Raw genomic sequence first — 14,136 nt, 5'->3', positions numbered from 1 at the left:
ATGATCCGAAGCAACCGGACCCCCGACCCCGTCCCGGACCTCAGCGGACGGGTGTTCGTCGTCACCGGCGCCAGCAGCGGCCTGGGCCTGGCCACCACCGACGCCCTCGCCCGCCGCGGCGCCCACGTCGTCCTCGCCGTACGCGACGAGGCCAAAGGCCGCCGCGCCGCAGCCCTCCTGACCGCCGCACACCCCGCCGCCCGACTGGACGTGCGCCACCTCGACCTCGGCGACCCGCACTCCGTCCACGCCTTCGCCGCCGGCCTGCGCCACGACGGCCCCACCCCCGACGTCCTGATCAACAACGCCGGCGTCATGGCACCCCCGCGCACCCTCACCCCGCACGGCCACGAGCTGCAGTTCGCCGTCAACCACCTCGGCCACTTCGCCCTCACCGCCCACCTCATCGACCTCCTCGCCCGCGGCCGCGACCCCCGCGTCGTCACCGTCACCTCCGCCAACCACCGCCGCGCCCGCCTCGACTTCGACGACCTCACCGGCGAACGGGCCTACTCCCCCATGGGCCACTACAACCAGTCCAAGCTCGCCAACGCCGTCTTCGCCCTCGAACTGCACCGCCGCCTGCACACCGCCCACAGCCCCGTACGCAGCGTCCTCGCCCACCCCGGCTACGCCGCCACCCGGCTGCCGCACACCGGCGCCGTCGGCCCGGTGCGACTGCTGTTCGGCCATATGCTGCGCCCCCTCGCCCAGTCACCCGCACGCGGAGCGCTGGCGCAGCTGCACGCGGCGACCGCACCCGACGTGGGCGGCGGCGAACTGTACGGACCCGACGGCCCCGGCGAACTGCGCGGCACCCCGGCACGCACCTCCCCGGCCCGGCACGCACAGGACGAGGAGACCGGCCGGCGCCTGTGGGAGGTGTCCCAGGAGCTGACCGGGATCACCTTCACGATCCCGGAGGCCCCCGGCACCTGACCTCTCGCCCCTCCCCCGGGGCGGGCAGTGAGGCGGTATCAGCACCCCCGCCCACGCACGGGACCGGGGGCCGGGTCGCCCGGGGCCCGGGGGAAATCCGGGTGCGCGGCGGCGGGACGCTCTGCTACGACACCGGCATGGACGACGACACCGGTACGCACGCACCCACCGGCCCGGACCCGATCGTGACGGCACGGCTGGTTCTGCACCCGCTCACCACGGCCCTGGCCCGACGCATCACCACCGCCGACCCGGACAACCCGGGCCCGGACGGTTCCCACCCGGACGGTTCGGGCCCGGGCGGGCTGTGGGCGCAGGGCTACCCGACGCCCGCGGACGTCGCCGGCGCCCGCCGCTTCCTCGAGGTGTCCGCCCAGGACGGCGGCCAGGGCCGGTACGGCGCCTACGAGATCCGTCGCCGCGCCGACGGGCTCGCCATCGGCGGCGCCGGCTTCCACGGCCCCGCCGACGACGAAGGCACCGTCACCGTCGGCTACGGCCTCGTCCCCGCCGCCCGCGGCCACGGCTATGCCCGCGAAACCCTGCACGCCCTGCTCGCCCACGCCCGCCACACCGGCGCCCTCCGCGTACGCGGCGACACCGACCTGCACAACACCGCCTCCCGACGCGTCATGACCGCCTGCGGAATGCGACAGATCGCCGACGACGGACGCCTGGCCCACTACGAGACCACCTGGCACCTCACCCCCACCTCGGGCAACGCCCCCGGCTAGCCGGGCACGGCCTCACACGCGGAGCCGGGCGGCCAGGTCGCCCGGTACGGGCGCGCGCGTCACGATGAAGAAACCATTCGTCGCGGTGGCGCACCGCCGGCCGGGCGCCGCACCGGCGCAGTGCGCGACCGTGTGGAGGACTCCGATGGACATCGCATGGGACCTGCTCGTTTCGGGGCCGGCCGACGCGCACCGGAGCGTACTGCTGCTGCCCGGAGGGCTGAACCCCGCCCGGTCGTACGCCGAGGTGATGGCGGAGCCCGCGCTGGCCGGGACCCGGCTGGTCGCGGCGACGCTGCCGGGGCACTGCCGAACGGCGCCGCCGGAGGACTTCACCGTCACCACCCTGGCCCGGCACGCCGCCCGCCTGGCCGACCAGCAGCGCTGCGGCGTGGTCGTGGGCTTCAGCATGGGCGCCACCGTGGCCCTGGAGATGGTCGCGACCGGCGCGTTCACCGGCCCGACGGTGCTGCTGGGCATCAGCATGTCGCCCGCGGACGAACCCGCGTTCTTCCGTGCCGTGTGCCGGCTGGGCAGCGTCCTCGGCCCGCTGCCCGTCGCCGCTCTGCTGAAACTCATGGGCCCGGCCACCAAGGGCATGCGGGTACCGCCCGGACGCCGCACCGAGATCCTCGCCGACCTGCGGAGCAACGACCCGCGCGTGGCACGCCTGATCCTCCTCGGTTACCTCGACCACCTGCGCGCCCAGGAGCAGCCGGCCGCACGCCTGTGCGCGACCGGGGTACCGGTCTGGATCGTGCACGCCGAAAAAGGCGACGGAGGCCTCACCCCCGACGAGCGACGCACCCTGAACGCCTGTCCACAGGCAACCCTCATCACGATCCCCGGCACCAGCTTCTTCCTGCCCAACGAGGAACCACGGCGCGTCGCGGAGGTCATCGCGGAAGCCCTGACCCACACGGGACCGGACCCCCGCTGAGACGGACGACCGATTCCCGACAGAGCACGGCCCCGCACGCCGGGCACGACCACACGGGTTCCCCCGTGCCGGGAGCGCGGCGGGCAGTAGGATCAGCGGCGTTGCATCCCGTACACACCGCTGGTAGGAGGCTTTTCATGGCTCAGGTCACGCTGAAGGGGAACCCGGTGCAGGTCGGTGGCGCACTGCCCGCCGCCGGGACCCAGGCACCGGCGTTCACGCTCGTCGGCGAGGGACTCGCGGACGTGTCGCTGAACGACTTCGCAGGCCGGCGCAAGGTCCTGAACATCTTCCCGAGCATCGACACCCCGACCTGCGCGACGTCGGTGCGCACGTTCAACGCCAAGGCCGGCTCGCTGGACAACACCGTCGTGCTGTGCGTGTCGGCCGACCTGCCGTTCGCCCAGGCCCGGTTCTGCGGCTCCGAGGGCCTGGAGAACGTCAAGACCCTCTCCACGCTGCGCGGCCGGGACTTCCACGACGTCTACGGCGTGGCGATCGCCGACGGCCCGCTGGCCGGACTCACCGCCCGCGCGGTCGTCGTCCTGGACGAGAACGACACCGTCCTGCACACCGAACTCGTCGCGGAGATCGCCGACGAGCCCGACTACGAGGCCGCACTCGCCGCCCTCAACTGACTCGCTCACGCGGCCCGCCCCCACGGAACAAGGCCACCGGGGGCGGGCCGCCCCCTGGCTCACGGGGCCAGCGCGCCACCGGGGTTGAGGGCGAGTTCGGTGAAGCGCTCCGCGATGAGCCGGTGGGCCTCCGGGGAGGGGTGGAGGCCGTCGGGGAGCGGGTGGGCCTCGTGGTCGGGCTCGCCGTAGAGGGCCAGGCCGTCCAGGTGGTGCAGGTGCTCGTCGCCGTCGGCCCGGCGGTCGGCGACGATGCGGGCGAGTTCGGCGCGGATGACGGTGAGGGTGAGCCGTCCGGCGGCGACGTCGGCCGGGTCGCCGGTGGCGCGGAAGCGCAGGGTGCCGGTGCTGAAGTCGGGGGCGAGCGGGCCCGGCACGGTTTCGTGCAGCGGGCACAGCAGCGGGGAGACGACCAGCAGCGGCGTGGTCGGGTGGCCGTCCCGGACGGTGTCCAGGAAGCCGTGGACCGCCGGGGTGAAGGCGCGCAGCCGCATCAGGTCGCTGTTCACCAGGTTGATGCCGAGCTTGAGGCTGATCAGGTCCGCCGGGGTGTCGCGGATGGTGCGCGCGGTGAACGGGTCGAGCAGGGCGCCGCCGCCGAAGCCGAGGTTGGTCAGGTCCAGGCCCGCCCCGATGGCCGCCAGGGCGGGCCAGGTGCCGGTGGGGTGGGCGGCGTTGGAGCCGTGGCTGATCGAACTGCCGTGGTGCAGCCAGCGTTTGCGGGTGCCGGCCGGGAGCGGCTCGATCGGGGCGTCGGTGTCGAGGGCGATCAGTTCGGTGGTCTCGGTGTGCGGGAGCCAGATCTCGACGGTCTTGTCCCGTTCCGGCAGACCGGTGAACCGGGCGCTGCCGGGCGGTCCTTCGGTCAGCTCGACGCGTCCGGTGGCCAGGTCGACGGTGCGCAGGTTGCCGCCGGGGACGCCGCTCTGCGCGGTGAGCCGGCCGTCCACGAGGAGGTCGTAGACGCCGTCCGGGACGTTCGGGACGCCCGGGTAGGCGCGCTTGGTGGGGACGGTGTGCAGCGTGACGGCGGTGGCGCGGGTGCGGAAGGCCAGCCGGACGCCGGAGGGCTGGGACTCGGCCATCGCGAGCTGTTCGTCCGGGATCCGTCGGCGGGCGCCGGCGGGCAGGCGGTGCGGCAGCAGGCCGCGGCGGGTGTGCTCGACGTCGAGGTGGCCGTGGAGGAGGTCCTCGGTGACGGGGGTGGTGATCGTCGTCATGATGCTTCTTCGGGTCGTCGTACGGAATGGACGAGTCATGCAGGGCGTGCGGGGGCCGGTCAGCCGGCCGGACGGGCTCCGCCCGCGCGCAGCAGGGCGTCGAGGGAGTCGATGATCCAGTCCCAGGACTGCCGCGGGTCCACGGCGGTGTGGCTGAACCCGCCGGCCGCCTCCAGGCTGATGTAGCCGTGGAAGACGCTGCCGAGCATCCGCACGGCGTGGGTCTGTTCGGGTTCGGTCAGGTCGTAGCCGCGCAGGATCGCCCTGGTCATCTGGGCGTGCCGGACGCCCGCGCTGGCGGCGGCCGTCTCGGCGTCCAGGCGCAGGCGGGTGGCGTCGTAGCGGCCGGGGTGGCGGGCCGCGTAGTCGCGGTAGGCGTCCGCGAAGGCCGCGAGCGCGTCGCGGCCCGCCCGGCCGGCCAGGGCGTCGGCGACGAGGTCGGCGAGTTCCTCCAGGGCGTGGAGGGCGATCCGGGTCCTGAGGTCCTGGGAGCCCTTGAGGTGGGAGTAGAGGCTCGCCGTCTGCACGCCGAAGCGGCGGGCGAGCGCGGCGACGGTCACCTGGTCGAATCCGACCTCGTCGGCGAGCTCGGCACCCGCGACGACCAGGCGTTCGACGGTCAGCCCTGCCCTTGCCATCTGCGTTCTCCCGTACGGTCACGTCGGCTGTCTATGGACAGTATGGGATTTCCTATAGGGTTTAGGCAAATGGCGAACAGCTGGCCCTGCGGGCCGTGGGGCGCGGCAGTACCGGCAGTACCGGCAGCACTGCCGGCGAGAAGCGAGGGGCACACGACGATGGAAACGGCACGCACACTCGTCCTGGTGGCGGCCACGGTCACCTGTGGACTGACCGCGGGACTGTTCTACGGCTACTCGTGCTCGGTCATGCCGGCGCTCGCGCGGGTCGAGGACCGGACCTTCATCGAGGTCATGCAGCGCGTCAACATGGCGATCCTGAACGGCTGGTTCTTCCTCGGCTTCGTCGGGGCCCTGCTCGCCACCGCCGCCGCGGTCGCCCTGCACCTGCCCTCCGACGGGCACGACGTCCTGCCCGCGACCATCGCCGCGCTGGTGCTGTACGTCGCGGTGATCGGCATCACCCGCGCGGTCAACATCCCGCTGAACGACGGGCTCGAAGCCGCCGGTGAGGCCCGGCGGATCGCCGACCCGGCCGCGGTGCGTGCCCGGTTCGAGGCGCGCTGGGTGCGCTTCAACGTGCTGCGCGCCGTGCTGTCGACGGGCGCCCTGGCCTGCCTCGTCTGGGCGCTCGTCCTCGACGGGCGGAGCTGACCGGGGCGGCTCGGCTCAACCGCAGAGGGTGGCGAAGCCGTACCCGCGTGCCTTGAGCGTGGAGATGATCCCCGGCAGTGCGGCCACCGTCTGACTGCGGTCGCCTCCCCCGTCGTGCAGCAGGATCACCGAGCCGGGGCGGACCTTGTCGAGCACCCGCGACCGGATCGCGGCGGTGCCGGGACGGGACCAGTCCGCCGGGTCCACCGACCAGAGCACGACCTGCTTGCCGAGCGCCCCGGCCTTCGAGCGCACCGTGCCGTTGACCGCGCCGTACGGCGGGCGCAGGCAGGTCGGGGTACGTCCGGTCTGGGCCCGGATGGCCTTGTCGGTGTCGGCCACCTGCGCGTTGAGCGCGGAGGCGGAGAGCTTGCGCAGGTCCGGGTGGGACCAGGAGTGGTTCTGCACGCTGTGGCCCTGCTTGGCGACCTGCGCGGTCAGCCAGGGGTGGGCGGCGACGTTCTGCCCGATCTCGAAGAAGGTCGCGCGCACCCCGTACCGGGCGAGCGTCGCCAGGACCTTGGGCGTGTGGGCGGGGCTGGGGCCGTCGTCGAAGGTCAGGTAGACCACCTTGCCGCCCTTGGCGGCGGCCGCCTCCGCCTCTGTCACCGGGAGGGCGACCGCCGCACCCGCGGCCAGGGCGACGACGAGTGCGCCGATCGCGGTCCGGAGCCTGCCCACTGCCTTGCGCCTGCCGGGTCGTACGGTCATGCCTGCCCCCTGCGGTCGGAACTCCCGTGCACCGGCCAGTCTGCTCCCGACGGCCCGTCCACCGCGACCCGCCGTCGGTCGCGAGCGAACGGAACCGGCCAGTCGGGCTGAGGACCCGAAACAGGAAGCAGGCGCCTCAGCGGAAGGCGGCGATGTTCTCGGACACCCAGCGGTGGAACGGCCTGGCGGGGGCTCCGGTGACCGCTTCGACGGTGTCGCGCACCTCCAGCAGCCCGTCGTTGACGTCCCCGCCCGTCACGTCCAGCACCGCGTCCGCCGCCTCGGCCCCGAAGACCGCGGCCAGCTGCCGATGAGCCTCCTCCCGGCCGGTCTGCTCGAGCGCGACCTCCCGTCCCAGCGCCGCCGCGACGGCCGCCACCTGCTGCCGGGCCGTCACCCGCTCCGGGCCGGTCAGGGCGTAGGTCCGTCCCCGGTGGCCGGGCTCGGTCAACGCCACGCGCGCCACCGCCGCGATGTCCGCGGGGTGGATCGTGGGCAGCCCGGTGTCCGCGTACGGCACGCGGACCGTGCGGCCTTCGCGGATCGACGGCGCCCACCAGAGCGCGTTCGAGGCGAACTGCGTCGGCCGCAGCACCGTCCACGCCATGCCGCTGTCCTCGAGCAGCCGTTCGACGGCGAGGTTCTCGCGGGCCGGGCCCAGGTGCGGATGGGTCTGGACGGTGATGGACGACACCAGCACCACGTGCTCGACACCCGCCCGCCGGGCGGCGTCCAGGATGTCGGCGTCGGAGCCGATCCGGGACACCAGGAAGAGCGAGCGCACCCCGTCGAGGGCGGGCGCCAGGGACGCCGGGTCGGCGAAGTCGCCCTCCCACGCCTCCACCCCCTCGGGGAAGCGGGCCCGGGCGGCGTCCCGGGTGAGCCCCCGCAGGGGGCCGGCACCACGGGCGTGAAGCTCCTCGAGCAGAGCCCGTCCGACGTTCCCGGTGGCTCCTGTCACAAGAATCATGTGCCCTCTCCCGTCATCCGATGGATCATCGGTCGAAGGCTAGGAGTTCAAGTGAGCTTGAGGTCAAGACGGCGGGGGAGCAGCTGCTCGGACACCGCGGTCTCCCGGCTGCGGCGGTTCCGGTAGCGCGGGCGGAGGAGTCCGGCGGCCGGGCTCCTCCTCCCGCGGCCTGGCGCTCAGCGGACCATGGCCGCCAGGACGCTGCGCCAGTCCTCGCCCGGTTCCGGGGTGAGCGGGCCGGCCAGGATGTCCGCCCGGTAGTGCCAGGGGCGGCGGAGTTCCTCGTCGGCGTCGGCGGCGGGTTCGACCGGGCTCTCGGAGCCGAGCAGGCGGACCAGTTCCGCGGTGAAGTCGGCCCAGGAGACGTGTCCGCTCACCGCGTTGACGACCCGGCCGGCGGCGGGGTGGTCCGGGGCGAGGCAGGCGGTGAGGGCGCGGGCCAGCGCGGCGGCGTGCACCCAGGAGGCGCCGTACCACCGCGGCGAGTCCGGCAGGCCGATCGGCCGGCCGGCCAGGGCGGCCTGGTAGAGGGCGCTGGTGGAGCCCCAGCGGAGCTGGTCGCGCAGGCGGTGGTGCGGGCCCCAGACGATCGGGGCGCGTACGGCGGTGGCCGGGCCGCGACCGGTGGCGGCGGCCTCGAAGAGGATCCGCTCGCAGTCCAGCTTGGCCTGCCCGTACGGGGTGACGGACCCGCCGCCGGGGCCGCCCTCCGGCACCTCGGTTCCCGACGGTCGGCCGTACGCGTCGATGCTGCTGACGAAGACGAACGGGCCGCCCCGCCAGCCGTCGACCAGCGCGCGCATCGCGGCGAGGTCGGTGGCGTGGTCGGTGAAGGTGCAGGCGGAGTGGATCACGGCGTCGACGCCCTCGACGGCCCGGCGCAGGCTGTCGAGGTCGCCGAGGTCGCCCGCCGCCACCTCGGCGCCGTTCAGCGCGGGCAGGTGCGCGGACTCCGGCCGCACCAGCACCCGGACCGGCCGGCCCTGGGCCATCAGCTCCTGGAGCACCGCCGCGCCGACACCGCCGGTGGCGCCGGTGAGCAGCACGGTGCCGACGCGGGCGCCGGTGGTCCGCGGGCGGGCGCCGGCCTGGGCGAGGGCGGCGCGGCGCTCGTCCTCGCGGCCGGCGAGCAGGGCGGCCAGGGCGCGCGGGGTGCGCTGCTCCAGGATGTCCAGGCCGGTGAGCGGCAACCCGGTGCTGGTGCGCAGGCGTTCGGCGAGCTGGACGGCGACCAGGGAGTGGCCGCCGAGGGTGAAGAAGTCGCCGTCGGCGGGCGGGGTCGCGCCGAGCAGTTCGCCGAAGGCCTGCCGTACGGCGGCCAGCGGGCCCTCCTGCGACGGGACGGCGCCGGGCAGCGGGCCCGTACCGGGAAGCGGGCCCACCCCGGGCAGCCGGTCGCGGTCGGGGGTGCCGTCGGGGTGGCGGGGCAGCCGGTCCACCAGGGTGACCGCGAGCGGCAGTTCGGCGGCCGGGAGGCGCCCGCGCAGGGCGGCCCGCAGGTCGGTGCCGCTCGGGGCGACCGGCCCGCGCACCACCGCGTAGGCGAGCGGCGGGCCGTCGGGGTTCTCGACCACGGCCGCCTCGACCACCGACGGGTCGGCCGACAGGGCCGCCACGACCGGCTGTTCGGCGGGCACCAACCGCTCTCCGGGCAGTTCGGACAGCCGCTGTTCCGGGTCTCCGGCCACGGCGGTGAGCAGCGCGGCGAAGGCGTCGAGCAGCCGGGCGGCGGTGTCCGGGTCCAGCACGTCCCGGTCGTGCTGCAAGAGGCAGCGCGGCCGCGGGCCGTCCTCCAGCAGCAGGGTGAGGCCGAACTTGGCCAGCCCCAGGTCGATGTCCACGTTCTCGGTGTCGAGGCCCGGCAGCACCAGCGGGTCGACGACCTGGAGCAGGTCGCAGCTGACTGAGAGCAGCGGAGTGCCGTCGGCGCCGCGCGCGGCCGCGCCGAGCCGCTCGACCACCAGGTCGAGCGGCACCTCGTGGTGCTGCTGGGCGTCGAGCAGGGCGGTACGGACCAGGCCGAGCAGTTCGGCGAACGTCAGGTCACCGGACGGATTCGCCCGCACGGCGAGGGTGTTGACCGCGAGTCCGACGGTCCGGCGGAACTCGGGGCGCCCGCGGTGGCCGCTGGCGCAGCCGAGGACGACGTCGTCCTGCCCGGAGGCGCGGTGCAGCGCGGCGAACGCGGCGGCCAGCACGACGGTGAACAGGGTGGCGCCGTGCCGCGCGCCGAGGCCGCGCAGCCCTTCCACGACCGCCGGTTCCAGCGGGGCGGTGTGCAGTGCGGCGCGGCGCTCACGGGTACCGGGCGGGACGGGCCGCAGCAGCGGCAGCGGTCGGGCTCCGGACAGCCGGGCCGCCAGGGTGTCGGCGGCGGCCGTCAGCTCGGCGTCCCGGGCGCGCTCCTGGCGGGCGTAGTCGGCGTACGAGGGGGCCGGCGACGGGAGCCGGTCCGGCACGCCGTCGCGCGCGGCGCGGTACAGCTCGGCGAGGTCGGCCGCGAGGAGACGCAACGCGCCGCCGTCCACCGCGATGTGATGGATCGTCAGCAGCAGTGTGTGGTCCTCGGGCCCGTGCCGCAGCAGCACGGCGCGCAGCACCGGGCCGGTGGCGAGGTCGAACGGGCGGGCGGCCTCGGTGGCGAGCTGCTCCGGGCCGGTGGCGTCCAGCACCGGCAGCGGCACCGGGGTGACCGGGTCGATCTGCTGGTACGGCTGGTCGCCGCGGCGCGGGTAGCGGGTGCGCAGGACGGCGTGCCGTTCGGTCAGGCCGGTGATCGCGGTGGCGAGGGCGGCGTGGTCGAGCGGGCCGCGCAGCCGGGTGGCGAGCGGCACGTTGTAGAGGGCGCCGCCCTGGCCGAGGTGGTCCATCAGCCACATCCGCTGCTGGGCGTGCGACAGCGGGGCCTGGTCACCGTGCGCAACGGGCCGGGCGGGCTCGACGGGCGGGGCGGCGGCGCGGCGGCTGCGGGCGCGGCGCAGCAGGTCGGTCTGGTCGACGGTGCTCATCGGTCGGCTCCGGGGGTGTCGTCGGCGGCCAGCAGGGCGCGTTCCAGCAGCTCGGCCTGGGCGGCGACGGTCGGGTGGTCGAGGAAGTCGGCGAGCGACAGCTCGACCCCGAGGTCCTCGCGCAGGTCGTCCACCACCCACATGGCGAGCAGCGAGTGCCCGCCCTCGGCGAGGAAGTCGGCGGCCGGGTCGGTGATCGGGCGCTCCAGGGCCCGGCTCCACGCCTCGGCGACGACCTGCTGGATCGGGCCGAGTTCGGCGCCGCCGGACGGCTGCGCCCCGGACGGCTCGTCGGCGGCCAGGGCCCGCCGGTCCACCTTTCCGCTGCCGGTCAGCGGCAGCGCGGCGAGCACGGTCCAGGCGGTGGGCACCAGGTGGGCGGGCAGCTGCTCGGCCAGCCGGGCGCGCAGCGTCTCGACGGCCGGGCGGGCGCCCTCGGCGAGCACCACGCAGGCGGTGAGCGCGGCGTCGTCCTGCCCGGCCCGGCGGACCACGACCGCCGCCTCGGCGACCTCGGGCAGCTGGAGCAGCGCGTGCTCGACCTCGCCGGGTTCGATCCGGAAGCCGCGGACCTTGACCTGGTCGTCGGTGCGCCCGTGGTACTCCAGGGCGCCGTCCGGCCGTTGGCGGACCCGGTCGCCGCTGCGGTAGGCGCGTCCGATGCCCGGCAGTTCGCGAAAGCGCTCGGCGGTCAGCTCCGGCCGGTCGAGGTAGCCGATGGCCAACCGGTCGCCGGCGATCCACAGTTCGCCGACGGCGCCCGGCGCCACCGGCGCGAGCCGCTCGTCCAGGACGTACGCGCGGGCGCCGCCGAAGGCCCGGCCGATCGGGACGGAGCCCGCGCAGTCGGCCGGGGTGACCCGGTGCAGGGTGGTGAAGGTGGTGGCCTCGGTCGGCCCGTAGACGTTGACCAGTTCGAGCCAGGGGAAGGCCCGCAGCACGGCGCCGGCGTGTTCGGCGGAGATCGCCTCGCCGCCGACGGCCAGGGTGCGCAGCACCCCGAAGACCCGGGAGCGGCGGGCGGCCAGGTGGTGGAAGAGCGCGGTGGTGATGAAGAGGGTGGTGACGCCGAAGCGTTCGACGTCGCGGACCAGGTCCTCGGCGGTGGGCCGTTCGCTCGGCGAGACGGCCACGGCGGCACCGCGGGCGAGCGGGGCCCACAGCTCGAAGGTGGCGGCGTCGAAGGAGACGGTGGAGTGGAAGAGCACCCGGTCGCGCGGGCCGAGGACGAACGCGCCCTCGGTGGTGACCAGGTCGGCGACGGCGCTGTGCGGGACGAGGACGCCCTTGGGGCGGCCGGTCGAGCCGGAGGTGTAGTAGAGCAGGGCGGGCGCGGCCGGGTCGGCGGCGTCGGGTGCCATGCCCCCGGCGGCCTCGGTGCCGCGCTCGGTCAGGACGAGGGTGCGCTCCTCGGGGAGCCCGGCCTCGGCGAGCAGGCCCTTGTCGCCGAGGACGAGCCGGACGTCCGCGTCGGTGGTCATCTCGGCGATCCGCGGGCGCGGGTAGGCCGGGTCGATCGGGACGACCAGGGCGCCGACCCGCCAGGCGGCGAGCTGGGCGACGACGAGCCGGGTGGAGCGGGCGCACAGCAGGCCGACGGCGCTGCCGGGGCCGATCCCCCGGTCGGCCAGCACGGCGGCCAACCGGCCTGCGGCGTCGACGAGTTCGCGGTAGGTCAGGACGGTGGAGCCGTCGGTCACGGCGAGCGCGTCGGGCCGGCGCTCGGCCTGCCGGGCGATCAGGGCCGGGACGGCCTCGACGGTCCGGACATCGGCGGGCGGGGTCGCGGTGGTGGTCATGTGGTTCCCTTCCGGGCGCCCCGGCCGGATGGGCCGGGGCACCCCTGCTGAGGAGGTTCGGGCGGGGTCAGGCGGTCGCGGCCAGGGCGGCCACCCGCTCCTCGACCAGCCGGGCGACGGCCCGCAGGTCGGGCTGGCGCAGCACCAGGGGGGCGCGCAGCCGTACGCCGTACTCGTTCTCCAGGGCCTCCAGCAGTCTCGCCGCGGCGAGCGAATTGCCGCCCGCGGCCAAGAAGTTGTCCTGCGGCCCGAGGTCGGCGCGGCCGATCAGCTCGCGGCAGAGCTTCAGCACGGTGCGCTCGACCGGGGTCGCCCCCTCGTCGTCCAGGGCCTCCTCGGCCGGTTCCGCCGCCGACGCGTCGGCCAGCAGGGCCCGGCGGTCCACCTTGCCGTTGGCGTCCAGCGGGAAGCGCTCGACCAGCCGGACGGCGGACGGCACGGCCTGCTCGGGCAGCCAGGGGCGGACGGCGTCGAGCAGCGCCGCGGGGTCGGCGCCGTCCTCGGCGCGGACGAAGGCGAGCAGCCGGGCGCCGCCGGTCGGCGCCTGCTCGGCGGCGACCACCGCCCGGTGCACCCGCGGGTCGCGTTCGAAAGCGGCCTCGACCTCGGCGGGTTCGATCCGCACGCCGCTGACCTTGACCTGGTCGTCCAGGCGGCCGTGGAACTCCAGCACGCCGTCGGGCCGCATGACCACCCGGTCGCCGGTGCGGTAGACCCGGTCGGTGCCGACCACGCCGGCGGGCGCCTCGACGAAGCGGCGGGCGGTCAACTCGGCGTCGAGGTACCCGGCGGCCAGTCCGCGGCCGCCGATCCGCAGTTCACCGGCCGTGCCGCGCGGCACCGGCCGGCCGTCCTCGTCGGTGACCAGGACGACGGCGCCGTCGATCGGCAGGCCGATCGGCGGGGCGCCGGTGCCGTGGTCGGCGCCGGGGGCCATGGTGTGCATGGTGGTGGTGACGGTGGCCTCGGCGGGGCCGTAGGCGTTGTGGACGGTCGCGGTGACGTCGGGCCCGGGGGCGCGGCGCAGCCGGTCGCCGCCGACCACCAGGTGGCGCAGCGCCAGTCCGCCGGGCCAGGGCCGGCCGAGGACGGGCTCGGCCAGCGGGGTGGGCAGGATGGCCACGGTGATGCCGGCCTCGCGCCACCAGTCGGTGAGCGCGCCGGTGTCCCAGCGGACCGCCTCGGGGGCGACGACCAGGGTCGCGCCGGAGGTGAGGCCGGCCCAGAGCTCCTGCAGGTGCGGGTCGAAGGAGACGCCGATCAGCAGGCTGTGCCGCTCGCCGGGGCCGAGGCCGGTCAGCCGGCGGTACCACTGCAGCAGCGCGCCGAGCGCGGGCTCGGTGACGGCGACGGCCTTCGGGGTGCCGGTGGAGCCGGAGGTGAGCACCGCGTAGTGGGTGCCGGCCGGGACGCTCACCTGCTCGCCGGGGGTCAGGGCGGCGACCACGCCGCCGCCGGTGGGCAGGTCCAGCGGCAGCCGCTCGCCGCCGGGCGGCAGCAGGTCCGGCTCGCCGACCAGGCAGGCCGGGCGCAGCTGCTCGGCGACGGCGCGCAGCCGGTGCTCGCCGGGGCGCGGGCCGAGCGGCAGGTGGACGGCGCCGAGCTTGGCGGCGGCCAGGGTGACGGCGACCAGCGAGACCGAGTGGGCGAGGCAGACGCCGAGCAGGTCGCCCGGGCCGACCCTGCCGCGCAGGGTCTCGGCGACGGCGTCGGCGAGGCGGTCGAGTTCGGCGTAGCTGTAGACCTGCTCGCCGTCGATCAGGGCGGGCGCGTCGGGGGTGCGGTGCGCCCAGCCGGTGAACAGGTCGAGCACCGCGCCGTCCTGGTGCGGACGGCCGTAGCCGATGCTCGGGGATTCCGTGCCGAGGTTTTCCATCATCATCTCCAG

Annotated in this window: 12 protein-coding genes; 5 read left to right on the top strand and 7 right to left on the bottom strand. The window is 75.5% G+C overall.

What is annotated here, in order from left to right:
* From ACZ7RU_RS16020 to tpx, 4 genes are all read left to right on the top strand, one after another.
* Positions 1-939 (top strand): oxidoreductase, encoded by a 939-nt coding sequence (locus tag ACZ7RU_RS16020; protein ID WP_470341544.1) that lies wholly within the window; start codon positions 1-3, stop codon positions 937-939.
* 137 nt (positions 940-1,076) lie between these two features.
* On the top strand, positions 1,077-1,673 hold the full coding sequence (locus tag ACZ7RU_RS16015; RefSeq protein WP_470341543.1) for a GNAT family N-acetyltransferase: 597 nt from the start codon (positions 1,077-1,079) through the stop codon (positions 1,671-1,673).
* A 145-nt stretch (positions 1,674-1,818) separates the two neighbouring features.
* A complete protein-coding gene (locus ACZ7RU_RS16010; RefSeq protein ID WP_470341542.1) occupies positions 1,819-2,613 on the top strand; it encodes an alpha/beta fold hydrolase in 795 nt (264 codons plus the stop codon).
* Positions 2,614-2,750: 137 nt separating this feature from the next.
* The gene (tpx, locus tag ACZ7RU_RS16005; RefSeq protein WP_470341541.1) at positions 2,751-3,251 is read left to right on the top strand and encodes a thiol peroxidase; all 501 of its coding nucleotides are present in this window, start codon (positions 2,751-2,753) and stop codon (positions 3,249-3,251) included.
* A gap of 59 nt (positions 3,252-3,310) precedes the next feature.
* Here tpx and ACZ7RU_RS16000 read toward each other — a convergent pair whose 3' ends face one another.
* A complete protein-coding gene (locus ACZ7RU_RS16000; RefSeq protein ID WP_470341540.1) occupies positions 3,311-4,468 on the bottom strand; it encodes an SGNH/GDSL hydrolase family protein in 1,158 nt (385 codons plus the stop codon).
* Between the two features lie 59 nt (positions 4,469-4,527).
* Positions 4,528-5,106 (bottom strand): TetR/AcrR family transcriptional regulator, encoded by a 579-nt coding sequence (locus ACZ7RU_RS15995; RefSeq protein WP_470341539.1) that lies wholly within the window; start codon positions 5,104-5,106, stop codon positions 4,528-4,530.
* Between the two features lie 159 nt (positions 5,107-5,265).
* On the opposite strand from ACZ7RU_RS15995, the gene ACZ7RU_RS15990 reads away from it, so the two are divergent.
* Positions 5,266-5,760, top strand: coding sequence for an anthrone oxygenase family protein (locus ACZ7RU_RS15990; RefSeq protein ID WP_470341538.1), 495 nt, complete (start codon positions 5,266-5,268; stop codon positions 5,758-5,760).
* A 15-nt stretch (positions 5,761-5,775) separates the two neighbouring features.
* Here ACZ7RU_RS15990 and ACZ7RU_RS15985 read toward each other — a convergent pair whose 3' ends face one another.
* The 5 genes from ACZ7RU_RS15985 to ACZ7RU_RS15965 form a co-directional block, all read right to left on the bottom strand.
* Positions 5,776-6,471: a polysaccharide deacetylase family protein gene (locus ACZ7RU_RS15985; protein WP_470341537.1), complete on the bottom strand. Its 696-nt coding sequence runs from the start codon at positions 6,469-6,471 to the stop codon at positions 5,776-5,778.
* A gap of 136 nt (positions 6,472-6,607) precedes the next feature.
* Positions 6,608-7,441 carry an SDR family oxidoreductase gene (locus tag ACZ7RU_RS15980; RefSeq protein ID WP_470341536.1) on the bottom strand — a complete coding sequence of 278 codons (834 nt, stop codon included), beginning with the start codon at positions 7,439-7,441 and terminating at the stop codon, positions 6,608-6,610.
* A 176-nt stretch (positions 7,442-7,617) separates the two neighbouring features.
* Positions 7,618-10,449 (bottom strand): condensation domain-containing protein, encoded by a 2,832-nt coding sequence (locus tag ACZ7RU_RS15975; RefSeq protein WP_470341535.1) that lies wholly within the window; start codon positions 10,447-10,449, stop codon positions 7,618-7,620.
* Positions 10,446-12,248 carry a non-ribosomal peptide synthetase gene (locus tag ACZ7RU_RS15970; protein WP_470341534.1) on the bottom strand — a complete coding sequence of 601 codons (1,803 nt, stop codon included), beginning with the start codon at positions 12,246-12,248 and terminating at the stop codon, positions 10,446-10,448. Before ACZ7RU_RS15970 ends, ACZ7RU_RS15975 begins: the two co-directional genes overlap by 4 nt.
* 67 nt (positions 12,249-12,315) lie before the next feature.
* Positions 12,316-14,130, bottom strand: coding sequence for an amino acid adenylation domain-containing protein (locus ACZ7RU_RS15965; RefSeq protein ID WP_470341533.1), 1,815 nt, complete (start codon positions 14,128-14,130; stop codon positions 12,316-12,318).
* Positions 14,131-14,136: the final 6 nt, after the last annotated feature.

The sequence above is a fragment of the Kitasatospora sp. NPDC114501 genome (genome assembly GCF_055633695.1).
This window is presented reverse-complemented; position numbering and strand designations above follow the sequence as displayed.